Origin of the sequence: Pseudomonas sp. KCJK9016 (genome assembly GCF_046231795.1) — a bacterium.
Classification (GTDB): domain Bacteria; phylum Pseudomonadota; class Gammaproteobacteria; order Pseudomonadales; family Pseudomonadaceae; genus Aquipseudomonas; species Aquipseudomonas bananamidigenes.
The window spans coordinates 46,647-66,062 of the sequence record NZ_JBJJMM010000023.1 but is presented as its reverse complement, the minus strand read 5'-3'; the positions used below and the strand labels follow the sequence as shown (position 1 = coordinate 66,062).

Genomic DNA, 19,416 nt, shown 5'->3' with positions numbered 1-19,416 from the left:
GCCAAATAATTCAGTGGCTGACGTTGTCGACGGCGATGGCTTCGCCGTCCACGTCGGCGTAGTGCGGCTGGCGTTTGGCGACGATCAGGTAAAGCATCCCGGCAATGCCGGCACCGATCAGCCAAGAGAAGGGCGAAACGCTGTGGAAGCCTGGCACCAGTGCCAGGACGATGGCGATCAGAGCGGCCGGAATGAATGCCGCCACGGCCCGCAGATTGACCCCGCGGCTGTAGTAATACGCGCCGTTCGGATCTTCGCTGTACAGCTGTGGCACGTTGATCCGGCTTTTGCGGATCAGCCAGTAGTCGACCATGATCACGCCGTACAACGGGCCGAGCAGGGCGCCGAGGCCCGACAGGAAATACACGATCACCAGCGGGCTGTTGTAAAGGTTCCACGGCAGGATCAGCACGGCAATCGTGGCGCTGATCAGCCCGGCGCGGCGGAAGGTCAGGTACTTCGGTGCCAGGTTGCTGAGCACGAAAGCCGGGGCGACGAAGTTGGCCATGATGTTCACCGCTACGGTGACGATCAGGAACGCCAGGCAACCGAGCACCAGAAAGAACGTGTTGGGGATCGAGGCGATGATCTCGGTCGGGCTTTCGATGATCCGGCCGTTGATCTGAAATTGCGCCCCGCACAGCAGGACGGTGATGGCGGCGAACACCAGAATATTCACCGGCAGGCCCCAGAAGTTTCCGACCTTGATGGTTTTGCGGCACGGCGAGGAGCGGGCGAAGTCGCAGAAGTTGAGGATCAGCGTGCCGTAGATCGCCAGCCAGAGTGCGCCACCGGCAAAGATGTTGCGCCACATCTCGCCGCCGGTCAGCGGTTCGCGGATCGACCAGGCAATGGTCGCGTTGGCCTGGGTGTACATCCACGCGGCAAGGCAGGCGACGGTCAGCAGAATCACCGGCCCGGCGAAGGCTTCGTAGCGGCGGACCATTTCCATGCCGTAGGCCAGAATTCCCAGTTGCACGAACCAGATCGCCACGAAACACACCCAACCCAGGCTCGACAGGCCGAGGATCGAGTCGTGGTCGTAGTCGGCGAAGCCGGGGTGGATCGCCGTGAGCAATACACGAAAGACCACCGATGCCAGATACGTCTGAATCCCGAACCAGGCAATGGCGATGACCGCCCGGATCAGCGCAGGAATCTGCGCCCCGTGAATGCCGAAACTGATCCGGCTGATGACCGGAAACGGCACCCCGGTTTTCTGCCCCATGTAACCCGACAGGTTCATGAAGAAATACACCAGCGCGGCGCCGATCCCCAGCGACAGCAGAATCTGCCAGCCACCCAGGCCCAGGGCATACAGACCGATGGCAAACGAGTAGTTGGCGATGTTGTGCACATCGTTGGTCCACAGGGCAAAGATGCTGTATTTGCCCCAGCGCCGTCCTTCGACCTTGGTCGGTGCGAGGTCGCTGTTGTGCAGGCGGGGGCTCAATTCGAGCGGTTCGACCTGGCCAGTGCCGAGCATTGGCTGGTCGGGGGCAGAGGCGGGCAGATTCAGCGCGATATTGTTGGAGAGACTTGTACGCATTCCGGCAGGCTCCTGATGTGCAGGGGCCGCGATGACTGTGCATGAGCTTTGAGGCTCGACAAATCTTCGTCGCGGCCAGCAGACATCACTGGTTACGGGGCATCTGCAGCCTGTACGGGATAGGGCGCTTCAGGCTTGCGGATCGAAAGTGTGTATTCATGTTCTGCAGTTTTGTATACAAAACATGTATGCACTAAGCCAGATCTGTGCCAGCCAGCGATCTATGAAAATCGCGGTTGATTACGAAAAGTTATTGAATGGCGCTAAGTCGCTGAAATGCAGGCGATATAAATTGACCGCTTGAACAGGTATTTATTTTTCGGAGGGAATTCTGGTGGGCGTCGGAAGGGATCGCTCGGTGAGCGTGATGTAACTTTTCAGGGCGCAGAAGCGAAAAGTGCACACATAAATGGCACCGATGGTGACATTCGTGTGTACACATTTTCATGTCCGGCAGAGACAACTGTGGGGCGAGCGGCTTACCCCTTGCTGATGATATTCCCGGCATGCAATCCGCATTCTTTCTGGGTCGCTTCTTCCCACCACCAGCGACCTTCGCGTTCGTGCTGGTTCGGCAGCACAGGGCGGGTGCACGGTTCGCAGCCGATGCTGATGAAACCGCGCTCATGCAGACTGTTGTACGGCAGCTCCAGCATGCGGATGTAGCCCCAGATTTCCTCACTGGTCATCTGTGCCAGTGGATTGAACTTGTAGAGCGTACGCTCCGGGGTAGAAAACGCGGTGTCGATTTCCATCACCGCCACCGCGCTGCGGGTGCCAGGGCTCTGGTCGCGACGCTGGCCGGTAGCCCAGGCTTTGACGCCGGACAGTTTGCGGCGCAACGGCTCGATCTTGCGGATGCCGCAGCATTCGCCGTGGCCGTCCTTGTAGAAACTGAACAGGCCTTTTTCCTTCACGAACGGTTCAAGTTTCGTGTAGTCCGGCGAGACGATTTCGATGTCGATCTTGTAGTGCTCGCGTACCTGATCGATGAAACGGTAGGTTTCCGGGTGCAGGCGGCCGGTGTCGAGACTGAACACCTTGACGTTCTTGTTCAGCTTCCAGGCCATGTCCACCAGCACCACATCCTCGGCGCCGCTGAAAGATATCCACAGGTCATCGCCGAACTCGGCGAACGCGAGCTTGAGGATGTCCTGGGCGGATTTGTTGGCATAGGTCGTGGCGAGTTCCACGACGTCGAACGTTGGGCTCATCAGGCGGCTTCCTACAGGTCGGTGGCGCTGGGCGCTCTATATGGCGGCGATGTTAACAAAAAGCAACGTCCGCCGGGGCGGCCTCTGCGTTGCACGGTCCAGGTCGAGCCGCTTGAGTTCGAGCTCGTTCGCCACGATCAGGTCTATAGGCCCTGCAGGGTTTCCAGAAGAACCTTCACCTTGGTAATCGACTCCTGATACTCCGCCTGCCAGTCCGAATCGGCGACGATCCCGCCACCACCCCAGCAACACACCTGCCCATCCTTAACCAGCAGACTGCGAATGGCGATGGAACTGTCCATTTCGCCGCGCACGTCCAGGTACAGCAATGAGCCGCAATACAAGCCGCGTCGGGTCGGTTCCAGTTCATCGATGATCTGCATCGCACGGATCTTCGGGGCTCCGGTGATCGAGCCGCCGGGGAAGCTGCCGGCGATCAGGTCAAGGGCGTCGCGATCCTGCGCCAACTCACCGGTCACGCTGCTGACCAGGTGATGCACGTTCGGATAGCTTTCCAGGCTGAACAGCTCCGGCACCCGCACCGAGCCGATTCGGCAGGTGCGACCCAGATCGTTGCGCAGCAGATCGACGATCATCAGGTTTTCCGCGCGATCCTTGGGGCTGGCCAGCAGTTCGGCGGCATTGGCGGCGTCTTGCGCCGGGGTCGCGCCACGGGGGCGGGTGCCCTTGATCGGGCGGGTTTCCACCTGGCGTCGGCTGACTTTGACAAAGCGCTCGGGCGACAGGCTCAGCACCGCGTCGCCGTCAGGCAGGTTCTGGAACCCGGAAAACGGCGTCGGGCAGGCTTCGCGCAACGCGCAATAAGCCAACCATGGATCGCCCTGGCACGGTGCGCGGAAACGCTGGGCGAAGTTGACCTGATAGCAATCGCCGGCCTGGATGTATTGATGAATGCGTTCGATTGCCTGACGGTAGTCATCGGCCGAGAGGTCGGCGGTCATCGGCGTGTTCAGTTTGAATGGCGTCAGTTCGGCGGCCATCGGTTGGCTGAACAGGTCGATCAGCCGTTGCTTCTCGCTGACACTGACCGACGGATGGAACACCAGCTGGCTGGTGGCTTTGTGGTGATCGCTGATCAGGGCCCAGTCGTACAGACCGAATCGTGCATCCGGCAGTTGCAGATCATCCATCGCCAGGCCTGGCAGGTGCTCCAGATGCCGACCGAAGTCGTAGCTCAGGTAGCCGATCAGGCCACCGACGAACGGCAGTTCATGGTCCTCGGGCAATTGCGCATCGCCCAACCGCGCCAGATTGTCCCGCAGACGTTGCAGGAAATCGTCGCCACGTTCGTCGGGCAAAACCGTCAGTTGTTCCAGCGGCCAGGCGCTGAGCAAGTCATAACGGCCACGATCGGCAGCGGGCCGGCCGCTGTCGAGCAACACGGCGCCGGGCGCATGGCGGATTGCCGCGAAATAGTCGGCGGGGTTGGCGCAGTAGGGCAGCGGGTGTACGGAACAGGTCAACATGGGCGGGGCAGATCGGCCATCGAGGCGGGGTGGGGATTGTAGTCCCCTCGGGGAATTGCTCCTAGAGGGGATGTCGGGGATTGGCAGATCGACAGCGGCTGACGAGCAACCTGTGGCGAGGGAGCTTGCTCCCGCTGGACTGCAAAGCAGGCCGGGATTCAGTGGCTCGGTCTGTCAAAGTGATCGTGTCTGCCGGCTCACGACTGCTGCGCAGCCGAGCGGGAGCAAGCTCCCTCGCCACAGGAGTTAGCCTTCGACCGCCGGAATATGCCCGAACAGTTCCTGAGCAAACGCCACGCGCTCCTCAACCGTTTCAGTCATGCCGCGAGTCTTCAGATCCTGCAGATGTGCTTCCACCGCATGGGTGCGCGAGGTCAGGCCGCAGTCATTGGCAATCTGGATATTCAGCCCGGGCCGCGCATTGAGTTCCAGAATCAGCGGGCCTTTTTCCTGGTCCAGCACCATGTCCACGCCGATGTAGCCCAGCCCGCACAACTCGTAGCAACCGGCGGCGAGTTTCATGAAACCGTCCCAGTAGGGCAGTTGCACGCCGTCCACCGCGTTGGTGGTGTCAGGGTGTTTGGCGATGATGTTGTTCAGCCAGGTGCCGCGCAACGTCAGGCCGGTGGCCAGATCGACCCCGACGCCGATGGCGCCCTGGTGCAGGTTGGCCTTGCCGCCGGACTGCCGGGTCGGCAGCCGCAGCATGGCCATCACCGGGTAGCCCATCAGCACGATGATGCGGATGTCCGGCACGCCTTCGTAACTGATGCTCTTGAAGATCTGGTCCGGGGTTACCCGGTATTCGATCAATGCCCGGTCGCGGTGTCCGCCCAGCGAATACAGGCCGGTGAGGATGCTGGAAATATGGTGCTCCAGCTCTTCGTGCGTGAGGATTTTGCCCGACACGGTGCGATAACGCCCCTCGAAACGGTCGGCGATGACGATGATGCCGTCACCGCCGGCGCCCTGTGCCGGCTTGATCACGAAGTCGTTGTGCCCGCCGATGATCTCGTCGAGCCTGTCGATTTCCTTTTCCGTGGAAATCACGCCATACAGCTCCGGCACATGGATGCCGGCCTTGATCGCGCGTTCCTTGGTGATGATCTTGTCGTCGACGATCGGGTACAGGCTGCGCTTGTTGTACTTGAGCACGTAGTCCGCATTACGCCGATTGATGCCCATGATGCCCCGGGCTTCCAGGGCCTTCCAGGTCTTCCAGAAACCGAACATCAGGCGTCAGCCTTCTTCAGAAAGGCCTTGAAACGCACCAGTTCGGTCAGGCGGTAACCGCGATAACGACCCATGGCCAACATGAAACCTACCAGAATCAGCAGAATCGCCGGGAAGGTGAACACGAAGTACACCAGTTCCGGAATGGTCATGATCAAGTGCGCCAGGGACGCCGCGAACAAGGTGCCGATCGCCACTTTCAGGGCATGGCTGGCGCCGCGCTCTTCCCAGGTGATCGACAGGCGTTCGATGGTCATGGTCAGAATCACCATCGGGAACAGCGCCACGGACAGACCGCGTTCCAGACCGAGCTTGTGACTGAACAGGCTGATCGCCGCAATCAGCACCACCACGAAGGTCAGCACCACCGACAGCCGTGGCAGCATTTGCAGCTTCAGGTGTTCCAGGTACGAACGCAGCGACAGCCCCAGCGCCGTGATCACGGTAAACAGCAGAATGCCGAAGCCCAGTTGCGTTTCGCGGAAGGCCAGGGCGATCAGTACCGGGGTGAACGTGCCGAGGGTCTGCAGGCCGACCAGGTTACGCAGGATCAGGATCACCAGCACGCCGATCGGGATCATCACCATGATCATGAACGTCTGCTGAGTCTGCAGCGGCAGGCCGTACAGCGAGTATTCGAGAAAGTTGGCATCGGTGTTTTCGTCGGTCAGCTTGGCCAGACGAATTGCGTTCATTTCGCTGTTGTTCAGACTGAAGGTCACGTTGGCCTTCTTCGCGCCGTCGATGGTGATCAGGTTTTCATCACCGGTCCACCACAGCAGGCGATCGCTCGGCAGGCCTTGTTCACCGGTTTCCGGGTTGAAGTACAGCCAGTCGTTGCCATTGAAGCTGCGCAGCCATAGCTCAGGGGTCTGCGGCTGATCGGCGACGAGGCGGATGGTGTGGACCTTTTCCACCGGAACATGGGCGATGGACAGCAGCAGTTCGACGATCTTTGCCTTGTGCGGCGTCGACGGATCGCCGGCCAGCAGCAGTTTCACGTTGTCGTCGTTGGTGTTGTTGACACGCTTGATCGCCTCGCCGATGAAGGTCTCGACGTCGGCCGAGTGCTGGCGGATCGGCGCGAGCAGGGCTTCGGCGGCGATTTTTTCCGGACCTTCGATGGCCATGCTGTCGCGGAAGGTCGGGCCTTTGACCTTGGTTTTTTCGGCGGTGTAGCGTTTGGTCAGCACCAGGCGGTAATACAGGGTCTGGTTGCCCTTGGCCCGACGTGCCGACCAGGTGACCTTGCGGTTGCCGTCGACACGGTTGACCGCCACGCCATAGTTGTTGGAGATGAAGCTTTCATTGAGGCTGACGTAATCGCGGCTCAGAGGCGGCACGAACATCTGGATCTTCACCGGATCCTTGGTGCTGGCGACGAACTCGACCTTGGCGTCGATGTTCCACAAGTCGTCGGTGGCGTCTTCGGTCACCGGGATGCCGAGCACGAAAATCTGATAGGCCGTGACCGAAATGCCCAGGAGCACCAGGATGGCGATCAGGATTTTCAGGTGGAGGGTTAAAGAACGCATGGACATTACTCGGCGGTATGAGCGGCGATGGCGCAGGCAGGTTTGCCGGCAGCGTATTTAAGACTGGGATCGACCAGCGCATCGAAGCGTTTCAGCGCCTCGGAGCCGATCAAAAGCGGGTATTGGAACGCACTGCGGTCGGTCAGGTTCACTTCGATGCTGCGCATCGCCGAACCCATGCAGATATCCAGCTCGATCACCGGGCGTGCGGTGTATTTCTTGCCTTCTTCCGGGTCGTAGTCGCCGGCGCGGCGCTTGATCTTGCTGACCCGGGCCAGCGGCCGCTCGATCGGGTGCGAATGCGCAGCGTCGATGGCCAGGTAGAAACGCACCCAGGACTCGCCATTGCGCTTGAAGCGTTTGATGTCGCGGGCGCTCAGGGAGGCGGTTTTCGCCCCGGTGTCGAGTTTCGCCGCCACTTCCAGGTTGATCCCGTCGAGCGCAGCGTATTCGTTGAGGCCGTACACAGTCTTTTCCCCCGCCACAGCCAGGCCGGGCAGGCAAAACAGATAGAAAAAGGTAGGGAAGGGCTTGAGTCTCATAAATCCTGGCGAGCAGCGTTCCGTTCTCGGTTCAGGGCCACGGCATCAGGAGATCCTGTCTGCGCGTGCCTTCGTGTGCCTATCAGCTTTTTATGACAAGCCGTACAAGTGACCCGCAAATGCGGCGGCATTCTAGCACGGTGGTTTAATGGCGCCAGCGCCCGAGCGGGTCTATAACCCCTGGGGTGGATGATGCGTGTTATTAGACGATTGTCGACAATCTTTATTTTTCCTTTGACTGGTACGGGCTGATTCGTTAGTTTTTGCCGCATCGGATTTAAAGGTGTCGACAATATGCTGGATCAACTCGATCCCCCGGTCATCAGCGGCGACGATTCGGAAACCCTGTCCGAAAACGTCTTCCGGCGCATCCAGGCGGCTATCGTCAAAGGCGAAATCGCCCCCGGCAGCAAGATCTCCGAGCCGGAACTGGCGCGTACCTACGGCATCAGTCGCGGACCGCTGCGTGAGGCGATTCATCGTCTCGAAGGCCAGCGCCTGCTGGTTCGAGTGCCGCACGTCGGTGCACGGGTGGTCTCGCTGAGCCACGCCGAACTGCTCGAACTCTACGAAATCCGCGAATCCCTTGAAGGCATGGCCTGCCGTCTGGCGGCCGAGCGCATGAGCGTCGAAGACATCGACGAGCTGCGCCGGGTGCTGGAAACCCACGAACGCGATGCTGCGTTTCAGGCCGGCGTCGGCTACTACCAGCAGGAAGGCGATTTCGACTTTCACTACCGGATCATCCAGGGCAGCGGCAACCGCACGTTGACCCAGATGCTCTGCGGCGAGCTGTATCAACTGGTGCGCATGTACCGCATCCAGTTTTCCACCACGCCCAACCGCCCGCGCCAGGCCTTTGCCGAACACCACCGGATTCTCGATGCCATCGCCGACCGTGACGGCGAGCTCGCGGAATTGTTGATGCGCCGCCACATCGGCGCCTCGAAACGCAACATCGCCCGTCATTACCAGGACGGCGCCGACAACCAGACAGCCACTGAACGAGGTGAGTCATGAGTTCCAACAAGAGCACTCCAGGCCAGCGATTCCGCGATGCGGTCGCCAGCGAACATCCGTTGCAAGTGGTCGGCGCGATCAACGCCAACCATGCGCTGCTGGCCAAGCGTGCCGGTTTCAAGGCGATCTACCTTTCGGGTGGCGGGGTAGCCGCTGGCTCCCTCGGCCTGCCGGATCTGGGCATCACCGGCCTGGATGACGTGCTGACCGACGTGCGCCGCATCACCGATGTCTGCGACCTGCCGCTGCTGGTGGACGTGGACACCGGTTTCGGTGCCTCGGCGTTCAACGTGGCCCGCACCGTGAAGTCGATGATCAAGTTCGGCGCGGCGGCGATCCATATCGAAGACCAGGTCGGCGCCAAACGCTGCGGCCACCGCCCGAACAAAGAGATCGTGACCCAGCAGGAAATGGTCGACCGCATCAAGGCGGCCGTGGATGCCCGCACCGACGACAGCTTCGTGATCATGGCCCGCACCGACGCGCTGGCCGTTGAAGGTCTGGAGTCGGCACTGGAGCGAGCCGCCGCGTGCATCGAGGCCGGTGCCGACATGATCTTCCCGGAAGCCATCACCGAACTGGAGATGTACAAGCTGTTCGCCAACCGCGTGAAGGCGCCGATCCTGGCCAACATCACCGAATTCGGCTCGACGCCGCTGTACACCACCGAACAACTGGCCGGTGCCGATGTGTCGCTGGTGCTGTACCCGCTGTCGGCGTTCCGCGCGATGAACAAGGCCGCGGAAAATGTCTACACCGCGATCCGCCGCGACGGCACCCAGCAGAATGTCATCGACACCATGCAGACTCGCATGGAGCTCTACGATCGCATCGATTACCACACCTTCGAGCAGAAGCTCGACGCGCTGTTTGCGGCGAAGAAGTAAGCCGCAACCGTACTCCCTGACAAATACAAGACTGGAGACAACAATGGCCGAAGCAAAAGTACTCAGTGGCGCCGGGCTCCGGGGCCAGGTTGCCGGGCAAACCGCACTGTCCACCGTGGGCCAGGCCGGTGCCGGGCTGACCTATCGCGGCTACGATGTGCGCGAACTGGCGGCAGATGCACAATTCGAAGAAGTGGCGTACCTGCTGCTCTACGGAGAGCTGCCGACCAAGGCCCAGCTCGCCGAGTATCAAGGCAAACTGAGCAAGTTGCGCGACCTGCCGCAAGCGCTGAAAGAAGTGCTGGAGCGCATTCCCGCCGATGCCCACCCGATGGACGTTATGCGCACCGGTTGCTCGTTCCTGGGCAACATCGAGCCGGAGAAAGACTTCTCCGAACAACGCGACAAGACCGACCGCCTGCTGGCCGCGTTCCCTGCGATCATGTGCTACTGGTATCGCTTCAGCCACGACGGCAAACGCATCAACTGCGTGACGGACGAGCCGTCCATCGGTGGACATTTCCTGCACCTGCTGCACGACAAGAAGCCGAGCGAGCTGCACGTGAAAGTGATGAACGTGTCGCTGATCCTCTACGCCGAACACGAATTCAACGCCTCGACCTTCACCGCCCGGGTGTGCGCTTCGACCCTGTCCGACCTGTATTCCTGCATCACGGCGGCCATCGGCTCGCTGCGCGGCCCGCTGCACGGCGGCGCCAACGAAGCGGCGATGGAAATGATCGAGCGCTTCTCGTCGCCGCAAGAGGCGATCAAAGGCACCCTCGGCATGCTCGAGCGCAAGGACAAGATCATGGGCTTCGGCCACGCGATCTATAAGGACAGCGATCCGCGCAACGAGGTGATCAAGGGCTGGTCGAAAAAACTCGCCGACGAAGTGGGCGACAAGGTGTTGTTCGCGGTTTCGGAAGCCATCGACAAGACCATGTGGGAGCAGAAAAAACTGTTCCCCAACGCCGACTTCTACCATGCCTCGGCGTACCACTTCATGGGCATCCCGACCAAGCTGTTCACCCCGATCTTCGTCTGCTCGCGCCTGACCGGCTGGGCGGCACACGTGTTCGAACAGCGCGCCAACAACCGCATCATCCGTCCAAGCGCCGAGTATGTCGGCGTTGAGCAGCGCAAGTTCGTGCCAATCGAACGTCGCTGAGTGGTGGGCTGCTCCGGAGCTTGAGAACACCGATAAACCCTGTGGGAGCGAGCCTGCTCGCGATGACGGACAGACATTCAACAAAGATGTCGACTGATTAACCGCTATCGTCGGAACGCCGCCCGGAGCAAGCTCGCTCCCACAGTGGAGTGTGTTGAGTTCAAAGGCTGCGTCTGGCCCCACCTTTTTGTTATCACCGTGACCGAGTCCCGACCGATGAACACAGAATTTCGCAAGAACCTGCCCGGCACGCCGCTGGACTTTTTCGATGTCCGCGCAGCGGTCGAGGCGATCCAGCCCGGCAGCTACGACACCCTGCCGTACACCTCTCGCGTTTTGGCGGAAAACCTCGTGCGTCGCTGTGACCCGGCCACGCTCACCGATTCCCTGAAGCAACTGATCGAGCGCAAGCGCGACCTCGACTTCCCGTGGTTCCCGGCTCGTGTGGTGTGCCACGACATTCTCGGCCAGACCGCGCTGGTGGATCTGGCCGGCCTGCGCGACGCGATTGCACAACAGGGTGGCGACCCGGCGCAGGTCAACCCGGTGGTGCCGACGCAACTGATCGTCGACCACTCGCTGGCGGTCGAGGCGGGCGGTTTTGACAAGCAGGCGTTCGAGAAGAACCGTGCCATCGAGGACCGTCGCAACGAAGACCGTTTCCACTTCATCAACTGGACCAAAAAGGCGTTCAAGAACGTCGACGTGATCCCGCCGGGCAACGGCATCATGCACCAGATCAACCTGGAGAAAATGTCTCCGGTGATCCAGGTGCGCGACGGCGTGGCATTCCCGGACACCTGCGTCGGTACCGACAGCCACACCCCGCACGTCGATGCGCTGGGCGTGATTGCCATCGGCGTCGGTGGCCTTGAAGCCGAGAGCGTGATGCTCGGCCGCGCTTCCTGGATGCGCCTGCCGGAAAGCATCGGCGTCGAACTGACCGGCAAGCTGCAACCGGGCATCACCGCCACCGACATGGTGCTGGCGCTGACCGAATACCTGCGTAAAGAGAAAGTCGTGGGTGCGTGGCTGGAGTTCTTCGGCGAAGGTGCCTCGGCACTGACCCTCGGCGACCGCGCGACCATTTCCAACATGGCCCCGGAATACGGCGCCACGGCGGCGATGTTCTACATCGACCAGCAGACCATCGATTACCTGAAACTCACCGGTCGTGAAGACCAGCAAGTGCAGCTCGTCGAGCAGTACGCCAAACAAATCGGCCTCTGGGCCGACAGCATGAAAGGTGCGCAATACGAGCGCGGTCTGACCTTCGATCTGTCTTCGGTGGTACGCAACATGGCCGGCCCGAGCAACCCGCACGCCCGCGTGGCGGTGGCGGATCTGGCGGCCAAAGGCATCTCCGGGCAGTGGGAAGAGGTGCCGGGGCAAATGCCCGATGGCGCGGTGATCATCGCGGCCATCACCAGTTGCACCAACACCAGCAACCCGCGCAACGTGATCGCTGCCGGCCTGCTGGCGCGCAACGCCAACCGGCTTGGGCTGACCCGCAAGCCGTGGGTCAAGTCGTCGCTGGCGCCGGGCTCTAAAACCGTGGCGCTGTATCTCGATGAAGCGGGGCTGACCCCGGAGCTGGAGCAACTCGGTTTCGGCGTCGTCGCCTTTGCCTGCACCACCTGCAACGGCATGTCCGGGGCGCTGGATCCGGTGATTCAACAAGAGATCATCGACCGCGACCTGTACGCCACCGCCGTGCTGTCCGGCAACCGCAACTTCGACGGACGGATTCACCCGTACGCCAAGCAGGCGTTCCTCGCTTCGCCGCCGCTGGTGGTGGCCTACGCGATTGCCGGCACCATCCGCTTCGACATCGAAAAGGACGTGCTGGGTGTGGTCGACGGCAAGGAAATTCGCCTGAAGGACATCTGGCCGAGCGACGAGGAAATCGACGCGGTGGTGAAATCCTCGGTCAAGCCCGAGCAGTTCCGTCAGGTCTACATTCCGATGTTCGCCATCCATGAAGACACCGGGCCGAAAGTCGCGCCGCTGTACGACTGGCGCGAAATGAGCACTTACATCCGCCGTCCGCCGTACTGGGAAGGTGCGCTGGCCGGGGCGCGGCCGCTCAAGGGCATGCGCCCGCTGGCGGTGCTGCCGGACAACATCACCACCGATCACCTGTCGCCGTCGAACGCAATCATGCTCGACAGCGCCGCCGGTGAGTACCTGGCGAAAATGGGCCTGCCGGAAGAGGACTTCAACTCTTACGCGACCCACCGTGGCGACCACCTGACCGCCCAGCGCGCCACCTTTGCCAACCCGAAACTGTTCAACGAAATGGTCGTTGAAAACGGCAAGGTCAAGCAGGGTTCGCTGGCCCGTGTAGAACCGGAAGGTAAAGTGATGCGCATGTGGGAAGCCATCGAAACCTACATGGAACGCAAGCAGCCGCTGATCATCATCGCCGGGGCCGACTATGGTCAGGGTTCGTCCCGGGACTGGGCGGCCAAAGGCGTTCGTCTGGCGGGTGTGGAAGCGATTGCCGCCGAAGGCTTCGAGCGCATTCACCGCACCAACCTGGTGGGCATGGGCGTGTTGCCGCTGGAGTTCAAACCGGGCACCAATCGTAAAACACTGGGCATCGACGGCAGCGAAACCTACGACGTGATCGGCGAACGCACGCCGCGCGCCGACCTGACGCTGGTGATCCATCGCAAGAACGGCGAACGCGTCGAGGTGCCGGTGACCTGCCGCCTCGACACCGCCGAAGAAGTGTCGATCTACGAGGCCGGCGGCGTGCTGCAACGCTTCGCCCAGGACTTCCTCGAAGAATCGGCGGTTGCCGTTTAAACCACGCTTTGCGAATGCGGGTCGGATGACCCGCATTCGCTGATTAAGGAGCACCATGGCTCACGCACCGCAAATCAAAATCGCCGCCACCTACATGCGCGGCGGCACCAGCAAAGGCGTGTTTTTCAGCCTCAAGGATCTGCCCGAAGCCGCGCAGATTCCCGGCCCGGCCCGCGATGCGCTTTTGCTGCGGGTGATCGGCAGCCCCGACCCTTACGACAAACAGATCGACGGCATGGGCGGCGCCACGTCGAGTACCAGCAAAACCGTGATCCTGTCGAAAAGCATCAAGGCCGATCACGACGTCGATTACCTGTTCGGTCAGGTGTCGATCGACAAGCCGTTCGTGGACTGGAGCGGCAACTGCGGCAACCTGTCGGCGGCGGTCGGCTCTTTCGCCATCAGCAACGGTCTGGTGGACGCCAGCCGCATTCCGCACAACGGCGTGGCGGTGGTTCGCGTGTGGCAGGCCAACATCGGCAAAACGATCATTGCCCATGTGCCGATCACCAACGGTGAAGTCCAGGAAACCGGTGATTTCGAACTCGACGGCGTGACCTTCCCGGCTGCCGAAGTCCAGGTCGAATTCATGGATCCGGCGGCGGAAGAAGAGGGGGGCGGCGGTTCGATGTTCCCTACCGGCAACCTGATCGATGAGCTGGAAGTGCCGGGTGTCGGCACGTTCAAGGCCACCATGATCAACGCGGGCATTCCGACGATTTTTGTCAACGCCGAAGACATCGGCTACACCGGCACCGAACTGCAGAGCGCGATCAACAGCGATCCGAAAGCCTTGCAGATGTTCGAAACCATCCGCGCCTACGGTGCTTTGCGTATGGGGCTGATTTCCAACATCGACGAAGCGGCCAAACGTCAGCACACGCCGAAGGTGGCTTTCGTGGCCAAACCTGCGGATTACGTGGCGTCCAGTGGCAAGGCGATTGCCGCCGGGGATGTGGATCTGCTGGTGCGGGCGCTGTCGATGGGCAAGCTGCACCACGCAATGATGGGCACGGCGGCGGTGGCGATTGGTACGGCGGCGGCCATCTCCGGCACGTTGGTAAATCTGGCCGCTGGTGGTGTCGAGCGTAACGCGGTGCGCTTCGGGCATCCGTCCGGCACGTTGCGCGTCGGGGCCGAGGCCAGCCTGGAAAACGGTGAGTGGGTTGTGAAGAAGGCGATCATGAGCCGTAGTGCGCGGGTACTGATGGAGGGCTTCGTCCGCGTGCCTGGAGATTCGTTCTGAAAAACAGTCGCTGAGAGCGAGTCTGATCGCTCTCAGCGCTTTGCGCATTTCAATAACAAGAAAAATCAGCCCTGAACCGAGGTCCCATCAACGAACCACTGTCAAGAGTGATCGAACATGAGCGCCAACGTCGACCTGAACAACCGCCCCGACTACGACCGTGTCCTGCAGGACATCGCCGATTACGTCCTCACCTATAAAATTGAATCCGCCGAAGCCCTCGACACCGCACGCAACTGTCTGATGGACACATTGGGCTGCGGCCTGCTGGCCTTGCGTTTCCCTGAATGCACCAAGCACCTTGGCCCTATCGTCGAAGGCACGGTCGTGCCGTTCGGCGCCCGGGTGCCGGGCACATCCTATCGCCTGGACCCGGTGAAAGCCGCGTGGGACATCGGCTGTATCGTGCGCTGGCTGGATTACAACGACACCTGGCTCGCCGCCGAATGGGGGCATCCGTCGGACAACCTCGGCGGGATTCTCGCGGTGGCCGATCACTTGTCGCAAAAGCGTCTGGCCAATGGCGAGGCGCCGCTGACCGTACGTGATGTGCTTGAAGCGATGATCATGGCTCACGAGATTCAAGGCGTGATCGCCTTGGAAAATTCCTTCAACCGTGTAGGTCTGGACCATGTGATTCTGGTGAAAGTGGCTTCGACGGCCGTTGTCGCCAGACTCATGGGGGCCAATCGCGAGCAGTTGCTGTCGGCGTTGTCCCATGCGTTTGCCGACGGCCAGGCGTTGCGCACGTATCGCCATGCACCGAACGCCGGTTCGCGCAAATCCTGGGCCGCGGGAGATGCGTCCAGTCGCGGGGTTCGCCTGGCCGATATCGCCATGCGCGGCGAGATGGGCATTCCCGGTGTGTTGACGGCGAAGCAGTGGGGCTTCTACGACGTGTTGTTCAGCCACACCAACAATGATCTGGCGCTCAAACCTGAAGAGAAACGCGTCTTCAGCTTCTCGCGCCCGTTCGGCAGTTACGTAATGGAAAACGTGCTGTTCAAGATCAGCTTCCCGGCCGAATTCCATGCACAAACCGCCTGCGAAGCCGCCGTGACCCTGCACCCTCAGGTGCGCAATCGCCTGCATGAAATCGACCGCATCGTCATCGCTACCCACGAATCGGCGATCCGCATCATTTCCAAGGTCGGTCCGCTGGCCAACGCCGCCGACCGCGATCACTGCCTCCAGTACATGACCGCCGTGCCGCTGGCGTTCGGCAAGCTGGTGGCGGAGCAGTACGAAGATGAATTCCACGCGGCCCACCCGATCATCGATGTGCTGCGCGAGAAAATGGTCATCGTCGAAGATTCACGCTTCACTCGCGAATATCTCGAAGCCGACAAACGCTCGATTGCCAACGCGGTGCAGGTGTTTTTCAAGGACGGTTCCAGCACCGAAAACGTGGTGGTGGAATATCCGATCGGTCACCGTCGGCGCCGGTCCGAGGGCATTCCGTTGCTGGAGGACAAGTTCAAAGCGAACCTGGCTACGCGCTTCACCGGTCAGCGCAGCGCCGAGATCCTTGCGCTGTGCAAGGATCAGGTGCGGCTGGAGGCGATGCCGGTGAACCGTTTCGTCGATCTTTTCGTGATCTGAAGCGCCAGGAACGTCGAGGGTTACAGGCTGCCCTCGACGTCCTCCAGGCTGAACGTTTCGGTGTGGTCGTCGTAGGAGAAGATTTCGGCGTAACGCCCCCAGGCAATCACGATTTCCAGGTTTTTTTCGACAAAGGCTTCAGTCAGCGAATCTTCCAGCTCCTGCTCGAAACGCACCCGTGGCGCGCGGTGGCCGTTGCGCTCCAGCAGCACCTGATGGATGCGTGCGGCCAGCGGTATGTAGCGGATCAGGTGTTCGGCGAACAGGGTCTTGCGTTCCTGGGTGCCGTAATCGGCGAACAGTCTGCCGGCTTCGGTCAGGGTGATATCGGCGCCCTTGAGGTCGGCGAAGCCCAGGTATTCGAGCATTTCTGCCACCGGGAACAGGTCGTCCACTTCCAGCAAACGCCGCTCGGCCACGGTGGGCAGGCCGGCGTGACCGTTGTAGGGCTCGGCCGCCAGCGTTTCGATCAGGCCTGCCATCAGGTTGGTGGACACTTCCTGCAGCGGGCTGCCGATCTTCAGTTCGGGTTTGCCGGTGCTGGCGTCGGCGCTGCGGCGGTCGGTCATCTGCGCATAAATGTCATCGACCATCTGCCGGAAGGCCGGATCCAGGCGATTGCGCGGATGGGCGAACGGCACCTTGATCTCGGCCACCAGCCGTCCAGGGTTGGATGACAGCACCAGAATCCGGTCGCACATCAGCACCGCTTCTTCGATGTTGTGGGTGACGATCAGGATCGACTTGATCGGCAGTTGCTTGCCGCTCCACAGGTCCAGCAGATCGTTTCTCAGGGTTTCGGCGGTCAGCACGTCCAGCGCCGAGAAGGGTTCGTCCATCAACAGCAGCGTCGGGTTGACCACCAGCCCGCGAGCGAATCCCACGCGCTGACGCATGCCGCCGGACAGTTCACGAGGGTAGGCGTTTTCGAAGCCGTCCAGGCCGATCAGGTCAATGGCCGCCAGCGCCCGTTTGCGCGCCTCCTTGCGTTCGACCTGCAACGCCTGCAGGCCGGCCTCGACGTTTTCCAGCACTGTCAGCCACGGGAACAGGGCGAAGGTCTGGAACACCATGGCCACGCCTTCGGCCGGGCCGTGCAGTGGCTTGCCGTTGTACAGGACTTCGCCGGACGACGGTTCGATCAGGCCGGCAATAATCCTCAGCAGGGTGGACTTGCCCGAGCCGGAGCGGCCAAGCATGCCGACGATTTCGCCTTCGTGCAGGGCCAGGTTGACCCCGCTGAGCACTTGCAGTTCTTCCTTGCCCTTGCCGAACACTCGGTTCACGTCGGTGAGCGAGTAGATTTCGGGTGTGGCGCCAGTGTGTGCGGTATAGGTATTCATCACGTCGAATCCCGTCAGTTCAGGCGAAGTCTGTTTTCGGCCATGGCGTACATCGGCCGCCAGACCAGGCGATTGAAGGCCACGACAAAGAACGCCATGACCACCACGCCGAGGGTGATTTTCGGGAAGTCGCCGGCGGCCGTGGTTTGTGCGATGTAGGCCCCCAGTCCATGCGCGACGACCTTGTCCTGTCCCCATGAAACCCATTCGGAAACGATGCTGGCGTTCCACGCGCCGCCCGAGGCAGTGATGGCGCCGGTCACGTAATACGGGAAAATTCCCGGCAGCATCACCTTGCGCCACCAGAGCCAGCCGCGAATGCGGAAATTGGCGGCGGCTTCCTTGAAATCATTGGGAAAGGCGCTGGCCCCGGCGATCACGTTGAACAGGATGTACCACTGGGTACCCAGCACGATCAGCGGGCTCAGCCAGATGTCCGGGTTCAACTGGTAACGCAGGATCACGATCACGAACACCGGGAACAGCAGGTTCGCCGGGAACGCCGCGAGGAACTGCGCCAGCGGCTGGATCTTCTCCGCCAGCGCCGGACGCAGGCCGATCATCACGCCCAGCGGTACCCAGATCAGCGAGGCGATGAAGATCAGCACGGCCACTCGCAGCAAGGTAAACAACCCCATCAGCAACACATGCCCGACCTCGGCAAAAGTCACTTCGGTGCCGACATACAGCACGATGTGATACAGCGCATACGCCGTCAGCAGCGCGATGAACGAGCCCCAGATCCAGTCAATCGCCTTGGTGGTGGCGGGACTTTCCGAAACCATGACCTTGCGCGCCGTGCGCGGCAGGTTCAGGCGCATGCTGCCGAGGCGGCTGATGGCGCGACTGATGGGACGCAGAATGCGCTGAACCATCCGCGTGCGCTGGATCAGGTTCAGTACCCAGGATTCCGGTGCCGTGGTCTGCGATGCGGTGTTTTCCATGCGGAACTTGTCGGCCCAGGCCACCAGCGGGCGGAACAGGAACTGGTCGTAGATCAGGATGACCACGACCATCGTCAGAATGACGTAGCCCACTGCGTGCAGGTCTTTTTGCGCGATGGCCAAGGCCAGGAACGAGCCGATCCCGGGCAGGGTGATGGTCTGGTCACCCACGGTGATCGCCTCTGAGGCCACCACGAAAAACCAGCCGCCGGACATGCTCATCATCATGTTCCAGACCAGCCCCGGCATGGCGAAGGGCACGTCGAGCTTCCAGAACTTCTGCCAGCCGGACAGTTGCAGGTTGGTCGACACTTCCACCAGGTCCCGCGGCAGCATGCGCAGCGATTGGTAGAAGCTGAAGGTCATGTTCCATGCCTGGCTGGTGAAAATGGCAAAGATGGCGGCGAACTCCGCGCCCAGAACCCGGCCGGGAAACAGCAACAGAAAGAAGGTCACGGTGAACGAGATATAGCCCAGCACCGGCACCGATTGCAGGATGTCCAGCACCGGCACCAGCAGCTTTTCGGCGCGTCGGCTTTTCGCGGCCAGCGTGCCGTAGAGGAGGGTGAACATCAGCGCCGCGACCATTGCCGCGAGCATGCGCAGGGTGGTGCGCATGGCGTATTCCGGCAGGTTGGCCGGGTCGAGCGAAACCACTTCACTTTGCAGGGTGCCGATCGGGGCCCAGGTTTCCCGGGCAGCGATGGAGAAAAAAAGCAGAAAGCCGATCACCAACGGCATGGCGATCAGGTCCCAGCGATTGGGCAGCAGGCGCCGTGTCGAGGCCGGGATGTAGTGACGGAACACTTTATTCATAAGCAGTGATTCCTGC

The 19,416-nt window shown here is 61.2% G+C and carries 14 protein-coding genes; 6 read left to right on the top strand and 8 right to left on the bottom strand.

Translation table 11 applies throughout. The annotated features are described in order from the left end of the window. Positions 1-10: 10 nt before the first annotated feature. The 6 genes from ACK6BI_RS21130 to ACK6BI_RS21105 form a co-directional block, all read right to left on the bottom strand. Positions 11-1,549, bottom strand: coding sequence for an NCS1 family nucleobase:cation symporter-1 (locus ACK6BI_RS21130; protein WP_409318574.1), 1,539 nt, complete (start codon positions 1,547-1,549; stop codon positions 11-13). Positions 1,550-2,028: 479 nt separating this feature from the next. Further along, complete coding sequence (locus ACK6BI_RS21125) at positions 2,029-2,763, bottom strand: phosphoadenylyl-sulfate reductase (protein WP_409318573.1); 735 nt, start codon at positions 2,761-2,763, stop codon at positions 2,029-2,031. 143 nt (positions 2,764-2,906) lie between these two features. Beyond that, on the bottom strand, positions 2,907-4,250 hold the full coding sequence (gene pabB, locus ACK6BI_RS21120; RefSeq protein WP_409318572.1) for an aminodeoxychorismate synthase component I: 1,344 nt from the start codon (positions 4,248-4,250) through the stop codon (positions 2,907-2,909). 246 nt (positions 4,251-4,496) lie between these two features. After that, positions 4,497-5,483: an alpha-L-glutamate ligase-like protein gene (locus ACK6BI_RS21115; protein WP_409318571.1), complete on the bottom strand. Its 987-nt coding sequence runs from the start codon at positions 5,481-5,483 to the stop codon at positions 4,497-4,499. Then, the gene (locus ACK6BI_RS21110) at positions 5,483-7,018 is read right to left on the bottom strand and encodes an inactive transglutaminase family protein (protein WP_409318570.1); all 1,536 of its coding nucleotides are present in this window, start codon (positions 7,016-7,018) and stop codon (positions 5,483-5,485) included. Before ACK6BI_RS21110 ends, ACK6BI_RS21115 begins: the two co-directional genes overlap by 1 nt. A 5-nt stretch (positions 7,019-7,023) precedes the next feature. Continuing rightward, the gene (locus ACK6BI_RS21105) at positions 7,024-7,560 is read right to left on the bottom strand and encodes an ATP-dependent zinc protease (protein WP_065258027.1); all 537 of its coding nucleotides are present in this window, start codon (positions 7,558-7,560) and stop codon (positions 7,024-7,026) included. A 297-nt stretch (positions 7,561-7,857) separates the two neighbouring features. Here ACK6BI_RS21105 and ACK6BI_RS21100 point away from each other — a divergent pair, with 297 nt between their 5' ends. The 6 genes from ACK6BI_RS21100 (at position 7,858) to prpD (ending at position 16,297) form a co-directional block, all read left to right on the top strand. Beyond that, positions 7,858-8,580, top strand: coding sequence for a GntR family transcriptional regulator (locus ACK6BI_RS21100; protein WP_176704423.1), 723 nt, complete (start codon positions 7,858-7,860; stop codon positions 8,578-8,580). Then, entirely contained in the window at positions 8,577-9,467 is an 891-nt protein-coding gene (gene prpB / locus ACK6BI_RS21095) for a methylisocitrate lyase (protein ID WP_065258025.1), read from the top strand. Before ACK6BI_RS21100 ends, prpB begins: the two co-directional genes overlap by 4 nt. A gap of 43 nt (positions 9,468-9,510) precedes the next feature. Next, entirely contained in the window at positions 9,511-10,638 is a 1,128-nt protein-coding gene (gene prpC, locus ACK6BI_RS21090; RefSeq protein WP_409318569.1) for a 2-methylcitrate synthase, read from the top strand. A 216-nt stretch (positions 10,639-10,854) separates the two neighbouring features. Further along, entirely contained in the window at positions 10,855-13,449 is a 2,595-nt protein-coding gene (gene acnD / locus ACK6BI_RS21085) for a Fe/S-dependent 2-methylisocitrate dehydratase AcnD (RefSeq protein ID WP_409318568.1), read from the top strand. Between the two features lie 55 nt (positions 13,450-13,504). After that, positions 13,505-14,695 (top strand): 2-methylaconitate cis-trans isomerase PrpF, encoded by a 1,191-nt coding sequence (gene prpF / locus ACK6BI_RS21080; protein ID WP_409318567.1) that lies wholly within the window; start codon positions 13,505-13,507, stop codon positions 14,693-14,695. A gap of 117 nt (positions 14,696-14,812) precedes the next feature. Beyond that, positions 14,813-16,297: a 2-methylcitrate dehydratase gene (gene prpD / locus ACK6BI_RS21075; RefSeq protein WP_409318566.1), complete on the top strand. Its 1,485-nt coding sequence runs from the start codon at positions 14,813-14,815 to the stop codon at positions 16,295-16,297. 20 nt (positions 16,298-16,317) lie between these two features. On the opposite strand, the gene ACK6BI_RS21070 is transcribed toward prpD, so the two are convergent. Next, entirely contained in the window at positions 16,318-17,640 is a 1,323-nt protein-coding gene (locus ACK6BI_RS21070; RefSeq protein WP_409318565.1) for an AAA-associated domain-containing protein, read from the bottom strand. Positions 17,641-17,654: 14 nt separating this feature from the next. Continuing rightward, entirely contained in the window at positions 17,655-19,400 is a 1,746-nt protein-coding gene (locus ACK6BI_RS21065; protein ID WP_409318564.1) for an ABC transporter permease, read from the bottom strand. Positions 19,401-19,416: the final 16 nt, after the last annotated feature.